The sequence below is a fragment of the Gymnodinialimonas mytili genome, from assembly GCF_037544085.1.
GTDB lineage: Bacteria > Pseudomonadota > Alphaproteobacteria > Rhodobacterales > Rhodobacteraceae > Gymnodinialimonas > Gymnodinialimonas mytili.
Genome location: NZ_JBBIFW010000001.1, coordinates 617,563 through 635,207, shown reverse-complemented (window position 1 = coordinate 635,207; position 17,645 = coordinate 617,563). Strand labels below are relative to the sequence as shown.

Sequence of the window (17,645 nt, the reverse complement as noted above, 5' to 3'; positions counted from 1 at the left end):
CCGATTATCCGGCAGCTTCCGCGCGCAGGGGGGCTGGATCGAACCCGCAGACAAAGCCGTCGCCATCGGGGTCCATCCCGAACGGATCGCGATCCGGCCCACCCTCGGCCAGGAAACGGTCCTGGGCGGTATCTGGGAAGTCGAACGTCTCACAGCCGATCTGGAACTGACGCCGCAGCGGGTTCCGGCGCCAGATGCGCTGACCCGGCGCGTGGGTGGTTTGCAACGCGAAGGCGGCGACGCGTGGAATGACGGGGCGCGGGGTCGGGTCGCCGTCCGGCGCGGCGGTAAAGATGCTGGTATCGCCCCCGGTGTTTGCCTCGGCCTCGGCAATGGCGCTTTCGGCGCTGGCGATCAGGCTGTCGGTGCCGCCATCCGGCGTGGATGCGGTCGGGATCTGGCCGGGCAGAGGATCGAAGCGCCCCGCGGGCGGGATCGCACCGGACGGTGTCACACCGTTGATCGGCGCCTGGGCGGCATTGGCGGGTACGACGCGGCCATCCAATGTGGAGGGGCTGCTTGGGGTCACACTCACATCACTCGGGGCCGGACCGCAGGCCGCCAGCCCCAAAAGGGCGAGCCCCAGAACACGCACAGAAATCATGACTTTGCCTTCACTGCCTTATGGTTGCCGAATAGGTTACCACCAACGGGCTGGCTTTTCCACAAAGCCCGCCGCGGCCTCCAGCGCATAGGCGGTGTTCAGCAACTCACCCTCTTCCCAAGGCTTGCCGATCAACTGCAATCCCAAGGGCAATCCGGTGCGATCCAGGCCCGTGGGCACAGCGATTCCGGGCAAGCCCGCAAGGTTGACCGTCACGGTGAACACATCGTTGAGATACATCTGCACCGGGTCGGCGACCTCTTGCCCAAGCTCGAACGCGGCGGATGGTGTGGCGGGCGTCAGGATGGCATCGACCCTGTCGGCGAAGACCTGTTCGAAGTCGCGCTTGATCAGTGCGCGCACCCGGCGGGCGCGGTTGTAATAGGCGTCGTAGAAGCCGGCGCTCAGCACATAGGTGCCGATCATGATCCGGCGCTTGACCTCAGGCCCGAACCCTTCGGCGCGGGTCTTTTCGTACATCTCGGTGATGCCGTCGCCCGGCGCCATCTTGGCGCGGTAGCCGAAGCGCACGCCGTCATAGCGCGCCAGGTTCGAAGAGGCCTCGGCCGGGGCGATCACGTAATAGGCGGGGAGCGCATATTTCGTGTGGGGCAGGGTGATGTCGCGGATCTCGGCGCCCGCATCCTTGAGCATCTGCGTGCCCTCGGACCACAGCGCCTCGATCTCATCGGGCATCCCGTCCATGCGGTATTCCTTGGGGATCCCGATCACCTTGCCGCGGATATCGCCGGTCAGCATCGCCTCGAAATCCGGCACCGGCAGATCGGCGGAGGTGCTGTCCTTTTGATCGTGGCCCATCATCGCGCGGCCCATGATCGCCGCGTCCCGCACCGTCTTGGTCATCGGCCCCGCCTGATCCAGCGAGGAGGCGAATGCGACAATGCCCCAGCGCGAGCAACGGCCATAGGTGGGCTTCAGGCCCACAATGCCGGTGAAGGCGGCGGGTTGGCGGATCGAGCCGCCGGTATCGGTGCCCGTCGCGGCCAGGCACAAATCGGCGGCCACGGCGCTGGCGGAGCCGCCAGACGATCCGCCCGGCGTCAGCGCAGCATTGGAATTGCCCGCGCGCCAGGGGTTCACGGCGTTGCCGTAGACGCTGGTTTCGTTGGACGAGCCCATGGCGAATTCGTCCATGTTCAGTTTGCCCAGCATCACCGCGCCCGCATCGCGCAACTGGCCGGAGACGGTGGATTCGTATTCCGGGGTGAAGCCTTCCAGGATCTTGGACGCGGCCTGCGACGCCACACCTTCGGTACAGAACAGATCTTTGATCCCCACGGGAATGCCGCACATATCGGGCGCGTCACCCTGGGCGATCCGCGCATCGGCGGCCTTGGCGCGTTCGATCGCGATCTCGGGCGTCTTATGCGCAAATGCTCCAAGCGCATCGGCACCTTCGATGGCGCTGAGGCAAGCTTCGGTCAATGCCACCGAGGTCGTTTCTCCGGTGCGCAGCGCGTCACGCGCCGCGGCGATGGTCAGTTTTGTCAGATCGCTCATTTATTCGACCACCTTCGGAACCGAGAAAAAGCCTTCGCGCGCATCGGGGGCGTTGGACAGAACTTTGCCGGGCTGATCGCCATCGGTGACGATATCCTCCCGGCGTTTCAGCCGTTGCGGGGTGACCGAGACCATGGGCTCGACGCCATCGACATCCACCTCTTCGAGTTGTTCGATGAAACCCAGGATGGCGTTGAATTCCTGGGCAAGGGCGGGCAGGTCACCCTCGGCCACTTGGATGCGGGCGAGTTTGGCGACCTTCGCGGCGGTCTCGGTATCGATGGACATATGCGGCAAGGCTCCTTTGGCGGGTCCAGTCGGCGGTTTAGCCGCGAGTGCGGGCGCCTTCAAGCATCAGTCGCGGTTTCCAGGCGCTGCACTTGCTTTGCATAGGTGCGGATCACAATCGCCAAGAGCAGGCCGTTGAAAAGGTGCCACAGGAAATGCGTGCCGCGCGGGATCGCCTCGCACAGCGCCATATCCACGGAGCGGAAGGTCAGCGACACGAGCAGCAGCCCGCCCGCCACAAGCAGCCCGCGCGCGAAGATCGGCGTGCGGTGCCGTAGAAACAGCGCGGCGGCGAAGATCAGAAGCGCGACGGGCCAATAACTGGCCGAGATGGCCAGGGGCGGGATCAGGGCGGCCAGGGCCCCGAAGGCCGCCGCATAGGGAAAGAACAGCGCCACGGTCAGAAGGCCGGCCCAGATCGGCCAAGCGAGGATCGTGCGGGCCGTGGCGAAGAGCGCGATCAGGATGAAGAGCAGGATCGGGATCACATCGCTGAGCGCGGCCCAGCCGGTGGCGAAGGTGTGAAACAGGCCAGAGCCGATGCCGATGGCGGCCAGGCAGACAACCAGCGCCCAGGCATAGGGCTGACGCCCCCGGATCGCCGTGGCGGCCCAGATCGCGCCCACCAGAAAAGCCAGATTGGTCAGCGCATTCAATGGCTCGGCCCAGAGGCCCGGCCCCAGACGCTCGCAATAGATGTCGATTTGCGCGGTCAGATCCATGCTCTCACAGCTAGGCCCCTGACCCGCACTGCGCTAGGGTTCCGACGTCACAAAACGGGAGACGACGCGATGCGATATACCTGGTTGGGCCATGCGAGCATACGGTTGGAGATCGGCGGTGAGGTTTTGCTGATCGATCCCTGGCTGGAGGGCAACCCGTCCTTTCCCGATGCGCAGCGCGATGTAGCGTTAGAAGGTGCGACGGCGATTCTGGTGACCCATGGCCATTTTGATCACGCGGCGGAGATCCCGGCTTTGGCCAAGGATTTGGGGCTGAAGGTCTATGGGATGATCGATCTGACGCAGATGTGGGAAAAGCAGCACGGCATCGAGGCGGTGGGCTTCAACAAGGGCGGCACGGTGCGGATCGGCGATGTGATGGTGACGATGGTGTCGGCCACGCATTCCTCGGCGATTTTCAATGCCGACGGGTCCACCGCCTATACCGGCGAGGCCGCGGGTTTCATGATCGAGGGCGAGGGGCGGACGGTCTACGTGTCGGGCGATACCGATGTGATGGCCGACATGTCCATATTGCAGGATCTGCATGAGCCCGAGATCGGCATTCTCTGTGCGGGTGGCCATTTCACAATGGATATGGCGCGGGCGGCTTATGCGGCGTCGAAACTGTTTCGGTTCAGCACCGTGATCCCGGTCCATTACAAGACGTTTCCGATGCTGGAACAGTCTGCCGACACCCTGAAGAACGCATTGTCAGGCGTAACGGTCTTGGATCCGGAGGTTATGGAGAGCGTCGATCTTTAAAAAGCGGCGGGAGAACGACCCCACCCACCCACCCACCCGTCGCTCTCCCGCCCCTTTTGGAGTGCCTGAGAGTGCGGTGCAGGTTTGGGCCCGTTTCCGTTAGGCCTTCGGGTTTGGTCTGTCGAAGATTGGTGCCGCGCCCGAAAAATCGGGCGCGGCGTTGGGTATGCTAGAGTGCGCGGATCATCTCCACCGCCGGAAAACCGATGCCGGGGCGCAGCATGATCTCGATCTCGCCCCGGCGCTGGAAGCCCATCGCCGAGTAGAACGGCTCTGCCGTGCGGGTTGACTGGCACATCATCCACCGGACCCCGCTGGCCCGCGCTGTTGCAAAGCACCGCTCGAGGATCGAGCGGGCCAGCCCCCGCCGTGTCGCTTTGGGATGGGTTACGACATGGCGGATATGGCCGACATCGCGGGGCCCCACGCCGCCCTGGGGGGCGTTGTGGGTCCAGCCCCCCGCCGCCAACGCTCTGCCATCGCCCTCATGGGCCATGAAGTAGCTGCCCGATCGCAACAGTTCCGGGCGGGCCCGTGTGATCAACGGCAGGCATGTGACCAGGGTGGAAGGCGCATAATCGGGCTTCAGCAATACCGGGTAGCTGGCCGTCAACAATGCGTCGACCGCTGGCAGGTCTGCTGCGCTGGTGATCCGTATCGTTATGTCTTCAACCATGGCCTTATCCTCCATCTCAAGGCCGCCCATGCCGGATTTGGCGTTTGGGCAAAGAAAAAGGGCCGCGTCGATTGCTCGGCGCGGCCCCTCGTCGGTACTGTTAGGTCGGCTTACTTGATCTTGCCTTCCTTGTATTCGACGTGTTTGCGCGCCACCGGATCGTACTTTCGTACGACCATTTTCTCTGTCATTGTGCGGGCGTTTTTCTTGGTCACGTAGAAGTGGCCGGTTCCCGCGGACGAGTTGAGGCGGATTTTAATTGTGGTCGGCTTCGCCATGTCTGCGGCTCCTGTTCGGATCTATCGGGGCGGAGGCGCTGCGCCTCACGCGAATAACGGGTAGAGACGCGCCTTTTACCGGGACAGGGGCGCGAGTCAACACCTCAAATGCCGGTTGTAACGCTCTGCGCAAGGATCCCCGCCAGACCCATGACGGGCAAGACCAGCAGAAGATCCCATTTGCGCCAGATCAGCAGCACGGCTGCCAAGGCCGACAGGATCAGCGCTACGGGCGAGAAACTTGTCACCTCCGGCATCCAGAGGCCGATCTCGTTCCGGGCCACCTCTGCGAACCAGACATTCAGCGCAAACCACACCGACAAATTGGCGATGACGCCCACGACCGCGGCGGTGATCGCCTTGAGCGCGCCGGTCAGGCGGGGGCGCGTCGCGATCCATTCCACGTAGGGGGCGCCTGCGAAAATCCACAGGAAACAGGGCGTGAAGGTGACCCAAAGCGTCACCAATGCCGCGGCCAATCCCAGCCACCAGCCGCCCTGTTGCGCGCCTGCGAGAAAGCCCACGAATTGGGTCACGAGGATCAGCGGGCCCGGCGTGGTCTCGGCCAGGCCAAGCGCGTCCATCATCTGCCCCGTTGTCAGCCAACCGAAGCCGCCCACAACCTCTTGCACCATATAGGCCAAGACTGCGTAGGCGCCGCCGAACGTCACCACCGCAAGGGTTGAGAAAAACACCGCCACATCGGTCAGGAGGCCGGGCACAAGCGCCCAAAGCGCCGCGAGCGGGACAAGCCAGATCGCGCCCCACAGGGCGATGGTGCGCAGAGTATCGGCGCCCGAGACCGCCACCGGTGGTGCCGCTGCTGCACTACCGCGAAGGATCACGGCGCCGATCAGGCCCGCCGTCGCGATGATCAAGGGGAATGGCACCTGAAACACGAAGATGGCGACAAAGGCGGCAGCGGCCAGCGCCACCGGCACCGCGCCTTTCAGCGCTTTGGCGGACACCTTCAAAAGCGCTTGCAGCACGATGACGATCACCGTGGCCTTGATGCCCAAGAACAACGCGGTCACCCAAGGCACATTGCCATAGGCGGCATAGAGGCTTGCAAGCGCCAGGATCACCGCCGCGCCGGGTATCACAAAGAGCAGACCCGCGATCAGCCCGCCGCGCGTGCCGCGCAGGCGCCAGCCCGCATAGGTGGCCAACTGCATCGCTTCGGGACCGGGCAACAGCATGCAGAAGCTTAGGGCATTCAGATATTGCCGCTCGGTCAGCCAGGGCCGATCCTCGACCAACTCCTTGTGCATCAGGGCAATTTGCGCCGCCGGGCCACCGAAGCTGAGCACACCGATGCGGCCGAAGACCCGGAACAGGTCGGTGAGGGGGAGGGCGGCAGGGGGCGTATCGGGGGCAAGGGATGTCATGGCTGCTCCTTTCCCGCGCATATAGCCTGTGTCGCGGCATTTGGCGTGAAGGTTTCGTGACAGACCCAGCCGCGATAAGCGGCGTCGAGATGCGGGAAGGCGCCACGCGGATCGGATGCCGCGGCGCATTGGGCGCCGAAAAGCGCGCTGAGGCTGGCCTGAGCGAGCAGATCGTGAAGACCGGGCAGATCCGGTATATCGATGTCCGAGAATGCTACTGCGTCGAACCGCTGAGCCACGCCCAAAAGGTCGGCGCGCGGGACGGCCAGCATCTCTGCCATAGGGACGCGGAAGCGGGCAATGGCCCAGATTTGGGCGGTTTCGGCAGGCGTCGCGGCCAACGGCGCAAGCACTGTGTTCGGTGCCTCGGTCAGGACGGGGAAGCCTGCATCGATCCAGCCGATATGACCCCCCTCCAATCGCCACGCATTCACGCCGGCATTGCGAAGGCGGGCGGTGACGCCTGCGCTGATCTTCAGGCCCTTGTGACAAATCACGACAGCGCCGTTTCGGGCCGCAAGCGCCTGCAGGGTCTGGGTGTCTTGGTGGGGGACGGCCAAGGCGCCGGGCAGGTATCGCGCCGGGTCGGCGATATCTTCGGCCAGACGCACATCCAGGAGGCACGGCGCCGTTTCGGAGGCCATCGCGGAGAGGAGGCCCTTTGGGGTGAGGGTCGGGAATGTGTGGATCATGGGGCGCTCCTTTCAAGCAAACACAGGATGACTGTGCGGTGCTTGGGTCGAAGACCTGAAGGGGAGCCGCATCCCCGTACCGCACCGTGCCGCGACCGGAGCGATAGCGCAACAAAAAAGGGCCGGGAAATCCCGGCCCTTCGATCTGAATGCGTGTGTGGTTATTCCTGGCTGCCCATGAACATCAGCAGGAACTGGAACATGTTCAGGAAGCTGATGTAGAGGCTCAACGCGCCATCGATGGCGGCTTTGTCCAACCATTCCACATCGCCATGGGCCGCGTGTGCCACATAGGTGTTCTTGATGTCCTGCGTGTAGAACGCAGTCAGACCAGCGAAGATCAGCACGCCGATGGCCGAGATTGCCATCATCATCATGCCGGACTGGAAGATGAACATGTTCAACAGCATCGCAACAAGCAATCCGATCACACCCATGATCAGGAACGATCCCCAGCCGGAGATGTCCTTTTTGGTTGTGTAGCCCCAGAGGCTGAGACCGGCGAAGGCAATGGCCGTCACCAGGAAGGTCTGCACGATGGAGACCGTCGTGAACACGATGAAGACCGAGCTGAGCGATAGGCCCATCGCAGCGGCGAAGGCGAAGAAGCCGAACGACACGGCTGCGACGGATCCGCGGCGCATCAAGGCACCCCAGCCGAACAGCAGGAAGGCCAGAGGTGCGAACATGATCACCCAGCGCAGGGGCGACAGGTAGATCGATGCGCCCAAGCCGGTCAGCAACGTGCCGTTACCAAGCTGCGCTGCCGCCTGCGAGGGATCGGTGGTGACGGCCAGGACCGAAATGGCCCACGCCGCTGCCGCTGTGATCAGCATGCCGATCGACATCGTGCCGTAGACTTTATTCATGTGGGCGCGTAGGCCCTGGTCGATTTCCGCGGCGGAGGCGGTCACGCCCCGTGCGCGCATTGTCTGATATTCAGCCATAGGTTCCTCCAAAAACTGTGGGCCCGCAGAAACGGGCTTCTCAGGTAATATCGGCGAGGTCTGTGGCATTTTCAAGCAAACGACCTCCGCCGATAGGGCGAAGGTCGATAGTTTTTTCCTATTGATTGGTGTTTAGCTGATCAAAGGCGCCACGGATGTGGGGCGTCCCAAAGCGGGCGACCCATTTCGCGGTGCACATCGGCTTCTGTCAGGCCAATGTCGCGCAGCATGCGAGCGTCCAAACGCTCAAGCTGGCGCCGCTGTCGCCAGGCTGCACCGAGGCGCGCCCAGAAACTGGAACGGGTGACCACTTTGGTCAGCTGGGGGCCGCCGTTGGTCGCGCCAGCGGCGGGGCGGAAGAGAGACAAGTCGCCCATGACATTTTCCTTTCAATTTTGTGACGAAATGGGGAGAGATCATTCCGACGCTTGATATATGGACGAGTCGTAAGCATTTTGATAACGAATAATACTGAAGGTAGTTATCACGGGAATTGATATATGGCCCGCAATCTGGATCTGACCGCGCTGCGCGCATTTGTGACCGTTGTCGATGCCGGTGGTGTCACGAAGGCCTCGGGCTTTCTCAACCTGACCCAATCGGCGGTGTCGATGCAGTTGAAGCGCTTGGAAGAGGCACTGGGCGTGGCGCTGTTTGACCGGGCCGCGCGACGTCTGGATCTGACCGGTGCGGGTGAACAGATGCTGGGTTATGCGCGCCGGATGCTGGAACTCAACGACGAGGTGCTGGGCCGCCTGACCTCACGCGAGTATGAGGGCGAGATTTCGCTCGGCGTGCCCCATGACGTGGTCTATCCGGCGATCCCCGAAGTGCTGCAGCGGTTCAACAAAGCCTATCCGCGCATGAAGGTGCAATTACTCTCGATGGGCACGATCAACCTGAAAGCCGCCTTTGCCCGTGGCGAGGTGAATGTGATCCTGACCACCGAAGAGGATGTCGACCGCGGCGGCGAGACGCTGTTGGAGCGACCCATGGTCTGGGTCGGTGCCAAGGATGGCCATATGTGGAAACAGCGCCCACTGCGGCTCGCCTTGGAAGATGCGTGTATTTTCCGGGGACCGGCGCTGGCCGCGTTGGATACGGCGGGCATTTCCTGGGAGATCGCGGTGGAAGCGGATTCGATCCGCACCGTCGAGGCCTCGGTCAGCGCCGATTTGGCCGTCCATGCGGTAATCGAAGGCACGGAATCACCCTATACCGAAGTGGTGGCCCATCAGGGCGCGTTGCCGGCCCTGCCGCGTATCTGTATCAACATGTACCGATCCGACCTGTCGCGGAACGAGCCGCTGGAGGCGTTGACCGACCTGTTGCGCCAAGCCTACCGCGCGATGTAGCGGCCGTCGCAGGTCACATCGTGACCACGACCTTTCCCGACACTTTCCGTTCACGCAGAAGATCCATCGCCTCTGCGGCTTGATCCAAGGGACGCGTGGCGCCGATATGGGGCGAGAGCTTTCCCCCGGCATACATCTGCATCAGATCGGCGAGGCTGGTTGCCAACCGCTCCGGCGCCCATCGCAGATAGCCGCCCCAGTAAAAGCCAATCGCATCGATATTCTTCACCAGCAGATGATTGGCCGGGATCTGCGGGACATCACCGCTGGCGAACCCGATGACCAGAATGCGCCCGCCCGGATTTGTGGCGCGCATCGCCGCCTTGAACCCGTCGCCGCCGACCGCGTCATAGACCACATCTGCACCGCCAAGCGCTTTGACCTCAGCCCGCAGATCGGCGGTGTCACTGTCCAGGCAATGGGCGGCCCCCGCAGCCTTGGCCACGGCGAGCTTTTCGACCCCGCGCGCAACGGCGATCACCTCTGCCCCCATCGCGGCGCCCAATTCTACCGCTGTCAGCCCGACACCACCGGCGGCGCCCAGGACCAACAGGCGTTCGCCCTTGGCCAGCCGCGCGCGGTCCGTCAGCGCCAGATGCGACGTGCCATAGGCCACGATGAACCCGGCGGCGTGATCAAATGGCATCGTGTCGGGGATCGGCACACATCTGTCGGCGCTGAACACGCCTGCCTCGGCCAAGCCACCGGAGCCTTCGAACACCGCCACACGCGTTCCGATCGCGGGGCTATCGACACCGTCGCCCAGGGCATCGACCACACCGGCGATCTCCATACCCAGGGTAAAGGGCGCCTCGGGCGTGTCCTGATAGGTGCCTTTGGCCATCAGAAGGTCCGCGAAATTCAAGCCGCACGCCGCGATCTTGATGCGCACCTGGCCGGGGCCGGGCTTTGGCATCGGCAGGTCGGTCTTCAAAACGGGCGCGGCCCCAAAGTCTTCGACAACAAAAGCGCGCATCGGGTTCTCCGGACAATTGGACTGGAGGCGGGGTAGCGCCATCGCGCAGTCCGCACCAGTCCCTAGCCAAAGAAAAGTGCGGCACGGTCATTGATCCGCCGCTCGCAAGCGCTAGCTCCTAGATATCGCGGGAGTTGAGCGGCACTCGCCGTTAAGGACATGTTGCCTCGGCGTTGCACGCTCCGAGCTGGTTAAGGGGAGACTTGCGTGAAACATCGTGTAGACGTCCATGTGGGCAAGCGCGTCCGGCATCGCCGTTGGATGGTGGGCATGACCCAGCAGCAGCTGGCCGAAAAGGTCGGCATCAAGTTCCAGCAGATCCAGAAGTACGAAACCGGGATGAACCGCGTCTCTGCCTCGCGGCTTTGGGATATCGCCGATGCCCTGACCGTGCCCGTCAGCTACTTCTTCGAGGGGATGGACGGCGACACCCTGCGCGACACCCCCGATGAGGCCGTGGCGCTGCCCGGTGATCTTCTGGCCGACAAGGAAGCGCTGGAGCTTGTTCGGTCCTATTATGCGATCCCTGAGAACCAACGCCGCCGCCTGTTTGAACTGGCGCGGGTTTTGTCGGACGCCGCCTGATCTTATTGACGTGATTGGCCCGCCGTGGCACGCCCTGCCTTTATCGCAGGACAGTGGAAGGCGGCGGCGATGCGCGATTTCGAGCTACAGGTATCCCTGATCGAGACGGCCCATGCCATGGCCGACGCTGCCAGGTCAGTGATCCTGCCGCATTTTCGTGGACGTGCTTTGGGCACGGTATCCAAAGACAGCGATGAATTTGACCCCGTCACCGTTGCTGACCGCGCGGCTGAGGCCGCGATGCGCCAGGTTCTGGCCGAGCGCCGCCCGGAGGACGCGATCTTGGGTGAGGAAGAGGGCGCGCGACCTGGGACATCGGGTCTGACCTGGGTGCTCGATCCCATCGATGGCACGCGCGGTTTCATCTCGGGCACGCCAACCTGGGGGGTATTAATTGCATTGAACAACGCCGATGGGCCGCTTTATGGCGTCATCGACCAGCCCTATATCGGCGAACGGTTTGAGGGCGGCTTTGGCCGTGCGCGCCTTGTTGGCCCGATGGGAGAGACGCAATTGGCCGTTGCGCCGGCCGCCAGTCTGGCTGAAGCCACATTGTTCACCACTTTTCCTGAAGTTGGCACGGCCGAAGACAGGGCGGGGTTCGACGCCGTCCGCGACGCCGTCAGGCTGACGCGCTATGGCTGCGATTGCTATGCCTACGCGCTGCTGGCGGCGGGGCAGATCGATCTGGTGATCGAGGCCGGATTGCAGGCCTACGATATTGCTGCGCCCGTGGCCGTCATTCAGGCGGCGGGGGGCGTGATCACCGATTGGTCCGGTGGCCCGGTCCATGAGGGCGGGCGGGCCATCGCCGCGTCCAGCCCCGAGTTGCATGCCGCCGCTTTGGCGCGGATTCAAGGGGCACTTCTTGTCTGAGATCCTGCTGCGCAACATCGATCTGTGCCTGACGATGGATGATGCGGACACTGAGGTGTCCCATACCGATATCTTGCTACAGCATGGCCAGATCGCACAGATTGGCAGCGGCCTGCACGCCGATGAGACATTGGATTGCAGCGGTTGCCTAGTGACGCCGGGCCTGGTGAACACCCATCACCATCTGTTCCAGACCCTGACCCGCGCGGTGCCGGGGGCGCAGGATGCGGCCTTGTTCGGCTGGTTGCAGAGGCTCTATCCGATCTGGGCGCGATTCACCCCCGATCATATGCATGTGTCGGCGCAGATCGGGTTGGCCGAACTGGCGCTGTCGGGGTGTACCACGTCGTCCGACCATCTCTATCTGTTCCCGAACGGATCACGGTTGGATGACACGATCCACGCTGCCGCCGAGATTGGTCTGCGGTTTCATCCAACCCGCGGGGCGATGTCCATCGGAGTTTCGGATGGCGGCTTGCCACCGGACAATCTGGTGGAAGACGAGGCGGTGATCCTGGCGGAGTGTCAGCGCGTGATCGAAGCGTTCCACGATCCGGCACCCGGATCAATGTGCCGGGTCGGCGTGGCGCCCTGTTCGCCTTTCTCCGTCAGCCGCGAATTGATGCGCGATGCGGCGCTGTTGGCGCGGGATATGGGTGTGATGCTTCACACGCATCTGGCCGAAAACGATGAGGATATCGCTTATTCGCTTGCAACTTTTGGCTGTCGCCCCGGTCAATATGCCGAAGATCTGGGCTGGACCGGCGACGATGTCTGGCACGCCCATTGTGTGAAGCTGGACGGCGCCGAGATTGATTTGTTTGCCCGAACCGGCACCGGTGTGGCGCATTGCCCCTGTTCGAATTGCAGGCTCGCCTCCGGCATCGCGCCGGTCCGGGCGATGCGCGATGCCGGGGTGAAGGTGGGCCTGGGCGTAGACGGTTCAGCCTCGAACGATGCGGGCAGCCTGGTGGAGGAGGCGCGCCAGGCCATGCTACTTCAACGCGTTGCGTCCGGCCCCAGTGCAATGTCCGCCCGTGAAGCATTGCGGATGGCCACACGTGGCGGGGCCGAGGTGCTGGGGCGCGGCGCCGAGATCGGGCAGATCGCCCCCGGCTTTCGCGCCGATCTGGCGATCTGGGATCTCAGCACGATCGAAACGGCAGGATCATGGGACAAGGCAGCGCTGTTGCTGGCAGGGCCCCGTCGCGTGCGGGATCTGTTTGTGGAGGGTCGCCAGGTTGTCGCGGATGGGCAGATCACGACACTTGATTTACCCGTTGTGATTGAGCGCCAAACCGCTCTTGCGCGGCAGCTTGCCGAGTAGACCCTATCCATTATCAGACATACTGGCTCTCTCACGGGCGTTCAGTGTCGATTTTATTTCAAAATCCCGATGCTTCGCTGAGCGACCCACAGAAAGCGAGTGATCTGCCATTGAGTTGCCGTTCTTGTGACTTGTTCCAGCCAAGTCCAGGCGGCAGGCTTTGGTGCACTCGATATACGCCGGAGGGACAGACCCGATGTACCATCATATCCGCGCCATCGCCCTTGCTGCGATCTTGGCGGTCGCTGCGCCTTTCACCGCAAGTGCAGAGACGCTGCGGCTGGACTTTGCGCAAAGCGTGAATGTCGGAAATGCCTCCGCTCAATTGTCGTCGATCCGCGGCCAGAATGGGCTTCAAGGTCTCGCACATTCGGCGCGGCTCCAGGCTGCGGCGCAGGCCCATGCCGATGACATGGCGCGTAGCGGGCAGTTTTCCCATCGTGGCGCGAATGGTTCAACCCTGCGCACACGCGTGCGCGCGGCGGGCTATAATGCCTGCTTCATGGCCGAGAATATCGCCTTTGGACAAAACTCCATCTCACGCGTGATGACGGATTGGATGAACAGTGCAGGTCACCGCCGCAACATGCTGGATCGCCGGGTCACCCAATATGGCCTGGCACGGACGGGCACCTATTGGGTCTTGGTCTTGGGCCGCAATTGCTGAGCGATCGCGGTGGCGATGGCGCGCGATTGACTGATGCCGATGCCCGCCAGGATGAGCAAAAGCGCCACGTAAAGCTGTGATGGCAGGTCTTCCTGCATCAACGTCGCGCCAAAGATCACAGCCCAGACCGGCACCATATAGCTGGTCATCGACATGAACATCGACCCGGCGGTGGTGATCACCCGCACCCGCAGAATGGCCGCCAGCCCGGTTGGAAACAGCGCCGCATAGGCCAGGGCCCAGGCGGCGCTTGCGCTTTCGATCCTCGGCGGGCCTTCAAGAATCCATGCGACCGGGATCAACACCAGCGATCCCATGACCAGCGTGGCGGTGGCGAAGGCGACGGGCGGAACTTTGGGCGCGCGCCGGGTCAGGATCGAGCCAATCGCATAGCCCGCCGCGGCGCCGATACAGCCAAGGCGCCCCCAAAACGTCCCACCATCGAGCGCGCCCTGGCCGACCAGCAGGACCAACCCCCCAAACCCCAGCAGCACGCCGATGATCCGACGCGGCCCAATGCCTTCTTCGGGCGAGAAGATTGCCACCAAGGGCAAAACGATCAACGGCACGGCCCCCATCGCGACGCCTGCAAAGGCTGAGGGCACCTGGGTCAGGCTCCAGCTCAACAAAACAATCGGACCGGCCAGAGTGATCGTTCCCACCAGGCCTGTGAACACCCAGGCGCGTGCCGGGCGGACATGCGTGATGCCCTGGCCCATGAGGGACCCGAGGATCAGCAAGATCACAGCCGCAAGTCCAAGCCGACCCGCCGCCACCCACCACGGCCCGATCCCGTCCAGCGCCAGCGACGTGCTCATGAACGCGGTGCCCCAAATGACCCCAAGACTGATGACAAGGATCCAGTTCAACAGGCCAGGTGCGGTGGGAGAGGCGCCGCCGCTCATCGGCCCGACACCGCGATGGCGGCAAAAGCTGCGGCCAGGCATGCAAGGATCAGCCATTTCCACCGGGCATTCGACATGCCTTCGGCCGCTTGCGTTTCGACGGGGCGGGCCGAGCGGTCGGGCCCATGGCGGTAGGTGGTCGATTGCGCTGTAAAGCCGGCCTCGGCAAACAGTTTCTTCGAGGGCGCGCCCTGCCACACGGTGGCGGTCAGATTGTCCCAATCGGCCTCGTCGGCGCGGGCCTTTGCGAAATCGACCAAGGCGGCGCCAACACCTTTGCCGCGCCAATCGGGATCGACCCAGATATCGATGATCGTGCCGTCCGGATAGTCCGACGCGTCTGCGCGCAAATGCCAGCTCAGCAGAATGTACCCCAGGACATGTCCGCCGCCATCGGCCACGAAGAGATTGCCGCTTTCCTCAACCGGGCGGCCTTTGGGATCGCGGAACGCGATGACGTGTTCCCGCGCCAGAAAGACATCCCAGCCGTTTTCGGCGAAGGCGTGGGGCTGTCTGGCGCGATGCTCGGCCCAAGTCGCTTCGCTGGCCGCGATGATCGCTGCGCGGTCCTGGTCCAGGGCGGGGCGGATGGTCACCTGCATCTGCGAGACATGACCTGCGCGCGCTGAGCCGTCAACGCATCCGATACATTTTGATTGGGGCAGGGATGGGGAACCGAGCCGCGTTTGGATCGTTGCCCTGACAAGACACCGACAATTTGGAGGATATGATGGAAACCTGGATGTTTCTCGCAGGCCTGTTCCTGTTCACCATGATTGCATGGTTGGTATGGGCCACATGGTCTAAGCGCCAGACCGAGGCCAAGCTGGATGATCCCAGCGCGCCGAAATCGTCGCTGGCCAAGGACGGGCCCGGCCCGAACCCCGTGACCGCCCCGCGCTTGGGCGATCCCGAATGGAACCGCAACTGACACAACAAAACGGGGCCCGATGAGGCCCCGTTTTTCGATGTCCAACGCATGGGCGCCTAGTTCTTGGCTTTGTCGACCATCTTCCCGGCCGAAATCCAAGGCATCATGCCACGCAATTGCTCACCGACTTCTTCGATCTGGTGGGCATCGTTCATCCGACGCGTGCCTTTGAAGAAGGGCTGACCCACGGCGTTTTCCTGCATGAAGTCGCGCACGAATTTGCCGGTTTGGATGTCGGTCAGGATCGCTTTCATCCGCGCCTTGGTCTCGTCATAAGGCAGGACGCGTGGGCCCGAGACATATTCGCCATACTCGGCGGTGTTCGAGATCGAGTAGTTCATGTTCGCGATGCCGCCTTCGTAGATCAGGTCCACGATCAGCTTCACCTCGTGCAGGCATTCGAAATAGGCCATTTCGGGCGCGTAGCCCGCTTCGACCAGCGTCTCGAACCCGGCGCGGATCAGCTCGACCAAACCGCCGCAGAGAACCGCCTGCTCGCCGAAGAGGTCGGTCTCGCATTCTTCTTTGAAGTTGGTCTCGATGATGCCCGAGCGCCCGCCGCCGATGGCCGAGCAATAGGACAGGCCGATTTCCAGCGCGCGGCCCGAGGCGTCATTGTCGACCGCCACCAGGCAGGGCACGCCGCCGCCTTTGGTGTATTCGCCGCGCACCGTGTGGCCGGGGCCCTTGGGCGCCATCATGATGACATCCACACCGGGCTTGGGCTCGATCAGGCCGAAATGCACATTCAGGCCGTGGGCGAAGGCAATCGCGGCGCCCTCTTTGAGGTTGTCGTGGACGTATTTTTTATAGGTCTCGGCCTGCAATTCATCGGGCATGGTGAACATGATCAGATCGGCCCAGGCGGCGGCCTCGGCAATCCCCATCACTTGCAGACCCTCGTCCTCGGCCTTGGTGCGGCTGGCGGATCCCTCGCGCAGGGCGACGACAACGTTCTTGGCGCCGCTGTCGCGTAGGTTAAGCGCATGGGCGTGGCCCTGGCTGCCATAGCCCAGGATCGCCACATTCATCTCTTTGATCAGGTTCACATCGCAATCGCGGTCATAATAAACGCGCATGTCTCTCTCTCCCGTCCGGTGGTTGATCTGCGCCATGTATGCCTGCGCGAGAGGCGAAAATCCGCGTTTGCTTTCGCAGAATATTCCAGATAGATGAGAAAAGCATAATCACCAATTTGCAAAATCAGAAAATTCATGCTTGACGACATCGACCGCCGTGTGCTGCGGCAATTGCAAGCCGATCCCAGCCAACCGATCGGCGATTTGGCCGAGGCCGCGCGCCTGCCCTTGGCGACCACCTATAAGCGGCTTGATAAATTGCAGGCCGCCGGGGTACTGCGCGGTCAGCATATGGTGATCGACTGGCGCGCGCTGGGCTATAGTGTCGATGTCAGCCTGCGCATCACGCTCGACAAGACCAATCCACGCGCCTTTGATGAATTTATCGCCGCCGCGCGGGACATCCCCAATGTGCTGGAGATCCAAACCTTCCTGGGGCGCGTCGACATTCGGCTGCACGTGATCGCGAAGGGGATGTCCGATTATCAGCGCATCTACCGCGACTTGATCCTGACGCTGCCTCATATCGCCGATATCGAGGCGCTGATGCAGGTGGCTACGATCAAGAAGGCGCAGGAATTGCCGCTATGACTGATATGGATGCGACCGATCAAGCAATCCTGCGGATCTTGACCGCGGATGCGACGTTGAAAGCGTCTGAGGTGGGGCGCCGCATTGGCCTGAGCCAGCCTGCCGCGTGGCGCCGGATCGACCGGCTGACCCAAGCCGGGATCTTTCAAGGGCGCCGGTTGGATCTGGATGCGGAAAAGCTGGGCTTTGGCGTGACGGTGTTTCTGGGGGTGAAACTCGCCGCCAAGGGGCGCACCAGCCTGGAGGATTTCGAACGCGCCGTGTCCGCCATCCCCGAGGTGCAGACGGTCGAGCATGTGCTGGGCCTCTATGATTATCGCCTGCGGGTCGTTGCGCGCGATCTGGCGGATTTTGAACGTGTGTTGAGGCGCCGGATCATGACGTTGCCCTCGGTCGGAAATGTCGAATCGAATGTGCTTCTGTCCGAGGAACGGCGCCCCGGCCCGCTCGGCTGACGCCTATCGGAAACTTA

General features: G+C 62.9%; 24 protein-coding genes. 9 read left to right on the top strand and 15 right to left on the bottom strand.

Going from position 1 to position 17,645, the window contains the following annotated elements; all coding sequences use genetic code 11:
- Nucleotides 1-4 precede the first annotated feature (4 nt).
- From V8J82_RS03085 to V8J82_RS03070, 4 genes are read right to left on the bottom strand one after another with little or no spacing between them, the layout of a single operon-like run.
- Nucleotides 5-604, bottom strand: a complete 600-nt coding sequence (locus V8J82_RS03085; RefSeq protein WP_339972043.1) for a hypothetical protein — start codon at nt 602-604, stop codon at nt 5-7.
- Between the two features lie 36 nt (nt 605-640).
- On the bottom strand, nt 641-2,125 hold the full coding sequence (gatA, locus tag V8J82_RS03080; protein WP_339972041.1) for an Asp-tRNA(Asn)/Glu-tRNA(Gln) amidotransferase subunit GatA: 1,485 nt from the start codon (nt 2,123-2,125) through the stop codon (nt 641-643).
- Nucleotides 2,126-2,413: an Asp-tRNA(Asn)/Glu-tRNA(Gln) amidotransferase subunit GatC gene (gene gatC, locus V8J82_RS03075; RefSeq protein ID WP_339972039.1), complete on the bottom strand. Its 288-nt coding sequence runs from the start codon at nt 2,411-2,413 to the stop codon at nt 2,126-2,128.
- A 59-nt stretch (nt 2,414-2,472) separates the two neighbouring features.
- Entirely contained in the window at nt 2,473-3,135 is a 663-nt protein-coding gene (locus V8J82_RS03070) for a hypothetical protein (RefSeq protein WP_339972036.1), read from the bottom strand.
- A 69-nt stretch (nt 3,136-3,204) separates the two neighbouring features.
- On the opposite strand from V8J82_RS03070, the gene V8J82_RS03065 reads away from it, so the two are divergent.
- Nucleotides 3,205-3,900, top strand: a complete 696-nt coding sequence (locus tag V8J82_RS03065) for a metal-dependent hydrolase (RefSeq protein WP_339972034.1) — start codon at nt 3,205-3,207, stop codon at nt 3,898-3,900.
- 169 nt (nt 3,901-4,069) lie between these two features.
- Here the strand turns inward: V8J82_RS03065 and V8J82_RS03060 are convergent, their stop codons facing one another.
- The 6 genes from V8J82_RS03060 to V8J82_RS03035 all read right to left on the bottom strand — a co-directional run bounded on the left by V8J82_RS03060 (nt 4,070) and on the right by V8J82_RS03035 (nt 8,258).
- On the bottom strand, nt 4,070-4,606 hold the full coding sequence (locus V8J82_RS03060) for a GNAT family N-acetyltransferase (RefSeq protein ID WP_339972032.1): 537 nt from the start codon (nt 4,604-4,606) through the stop codon (nt 4,070-4,072).
- An 80-nt stretch (nt 4,607-4,686) separates the two neighbouring features.
- Nucleotides 4,687-4,854 (bottom strand): 50S ribosomal protein L33, encoded by a 168-nt coding sequence (gene rpmG / locus V8J82_RS03055; RefSeq protein WP_011454349.1) that lies wholly within the window; start codon nt 4,852-4,854, stop codon nt 4,687-4,689.
- 104 nt (nt 4,855-4,958) lie between these two features.
- Nucleotides 4,959-6,242, bottom strand: coding sequence for a chromate efflux transporter (gene chrA, locus V8J82_RS03050; RefSeq protein WP_339972030.1), 1,284 nt, complete (start codon nt 6,240-6,242; stop codon nt 4,959-4,961).
- A complete protein-coding gene (locus V8J82_RS03045; RefSeq protein ID WP_339972028.1) occupies nt 6,239-6,934 on the bottom strand; it encodes a rhodanese-like domain-containing protein in 696 nt (231 codons plus the stop codon). The genes chrA and V8J82_RS03045 overlap by 4 nt, the downstream gene beginning before the upstream one ends.
- A 161-nt stretch (nt 6,935-7,095) precedes the next feature.
- Complete coding sequence (locus V8J82_RS03040; RefSeq protein ID WP_339972025.1) at nt 7,096-7,881, bottom strand: Bax inhibitor-1/YccA family protein; 786 nt, start codon at nt 7,879-7,881, stop codon at nt 7,096-7,098.
- Nucleotides 7,882-8,021: 140 nt separating this feature from the next.
- Nucleotides 8,022-8,258, bottom strand: a complete 237-nt coding sequence (locus tag V8J82_RS03035; protein ID WP_339972023.1) for a DUF1127 domain-containing protein — start codon at nt 8,256-8,258, stop codon at nt 8,022-8,024.
- A gap of 123 nt (nt 8,259-8,381) precedes the next feature.
- On the opposite strand from V8J82_RS03035, the gene V8J82_RS03030 reads away from it, so the two are divergent.
- On the top strand, nt 8,382-9,236 hold the full coding sequence (locus tag V8J82_RS03030) for a LysR family transcriptional regulator (RefSeq protein ID WP_339972021.1): 855 nt from the start codon (nt 8,382-8,384) through the stop codon (nt 9,234-9,236).
- A 13-nt stretch (nt 9,237-9,249) separates the two neighbouring features.
- On the opposite strand, the gene V8J82_RS03025 is transcribed toward V8J82_RS03030, so the two are convergent.
- Nucleotides 9,250-10,212 carry an NADPH:quinone oxidoreductase family protein gene (locus V8J82_RS03025; protein WP_339972019.1) on the bottom strand — a complete coding sequence of 321 codons (963 nt, stop codon included), beginning with the start codon at nt 10,210-10,212 and terminating at the stop codon, nt 9,250-9,252.
- Between the two features lie 207 nt (nt 10,213-10,419).
- Here V8J82_RS03025 and V8J82_RS03020 point away from each other — a divergent pair, with 207 nt between their 5' ends.
- From V8J82_RS03020 to V8J82_RS03005, 4 genes are all read left to right on the top strand, one after another.
- Nucleotides 10,420-10,797: a helix-turn-helix domain-containing protein gene (locus tag V8J82_RS03020; RefSeq protein WP_339972016.1), complete on the top strand. Its 378-nt coding sequence runs from the start codon at nt 10,420-10,422 to the stop codon at nt 10,795-10,797.
- Nucleotides 10,798-10,866: 69 nt separating this feature from the next.
- A complete protein-coding gene (gene hisN / locus V8J82_RS03015; RefSeq protein WP_339974498.1) occupies nt 10,867-11,673 on the top strand; it encodes a histidinol-phosphatase in 807 nt (268 codons plus the stop codon).
- Entirely contained in the window at nt 11,666-13,000 is a 1,335-nt protein-coding gene (locus tag V8J82_RS03010; protein WP_339972014.1) for an 8-oxoguanine deaminase, read from the top strand. Before hisN ends, V8J82_RS03010 begins: the two co-directional genes overlap by 8 nt.
- Before the next feature lie 196 nt (nt 13,001-13,196).
- Nucleotides 13,197-13,667, top strand: coding sequence for a CAP domain-containing protein (locus tag V8J82_RS03005; protein ID WP_339972012.1), 471 nt, complete (start codon nt 13,197-13,199; stop codon nt 13,665-13,667).
- On the opposite strand, the gene V8J82_RS03000 is transcribed toward V8J82_RS03005, so the two are convergent.
- Nucleotides 13,634-14,614, bottom strand: coding sequence for a DMT family transporter (locus V8J82_RS03000; RefSeq protein WP_339972010.1), 981 nt, complete (start codon nt 14,612-14,614; stop codon nt 13,634-13,636). The genes V8J82_RS03005 and V8J82_RS03000 overlap by 34 nt on opposite strands.
- On the bottom strand, nt 14,569-15,174 hold the full coding sequence (locus tag V8J82_RS02995) for a GNAT family N-acetyltransferase (protein WP_339972008.1): 606 nt from the start codon (nt 15,172-15,174) through the stop codon (nt 14,569-14,571). Before V8J82_RS02995 ends, V8J82_RS03000 begins: the two co-directional genes overlap by 46 nt.
- A 128-nt stretch (nt 15,175-15,302) precedes the next feature.
- On the opposite strand from V8J82_RS02995, the gene V8J82_RS02990 reads away from it, so the two are divergent.
- On the top strand, nt 15,303-15,503 hold the full coding sequence (locus V8J82_RS02990; protein WP_339972006.1) for a hypothetical protein: 201 nt from the start codon (nt 15,303-15,305) through the stop codon (nt 15,501-15,503).
- A gap of 56 nt (nt 15,504-15,559) precedes the next feature.
- Here V8J82_RS02990 and ilvC read toward each other — a convergent pair whose 3' ends face one another.
- On the bottom strand, nt 15,560-16,582 hold the full coding sequence (ilvC, locus tag V8J82_RS02985) for a ketol-acid reductoisomerase (protein WP_339972004.1): 1,023 nt from the start codon (nt 16,580-16,582) through the stop codon (nt 15,560-15,562).
- On the bottom strand, nt 16,549-16,719 hold the full coding sequence (locus V8J82_RS02980) for a hypothetical protein (protein WP_339972002.1): 171 nt from the start codon (nt 16,717-16,719) through the stop codon (nt 16,549-16,551). The genes ilvC and V8J82_RS02980 overlap by 34 nt, the downstream gene beginning before the upstream one ends.
- Between V8J82_RS02980 and V8J82_RS02975 the strand changes: the two genes are divergently transcribed.
- Both V8J82_RS02975 and V8J82_RS02970 read left to right on the top strand, forming a co-directional pair.
- Nucleotides 16,718-17,173 (top strand): Lrp/AsnC family transcriptional regulator, encoded by a 456-nt coding sequence (locus tag V8J82_RS02975; protein ID WP_339972000.1) that lies wholly within the window; start codon nt 16,718-16,720, stop codon nt 17,171-17,173. The genes V8J82_RS02980 and V8J82_RS02975 overlap by 2 nt on opposite strands.
- A complete protein-coding gene (locus tag V8J82_RS02970; protein ID WP_339971998.1) occupies nt 17,170-17,628 on the top strand; it encodes an Lrp/AsnC family transcriptional regulator in 459 nt (152 codons plus the stop codon). The genes V8J82_RS02975 and V8J82_RS02970 overlap by 4 nt, the downstream gene beginning before the upstream one ends.
- Nucleotides 17,629-17,645: the final 17 nt, after the last annotated feature.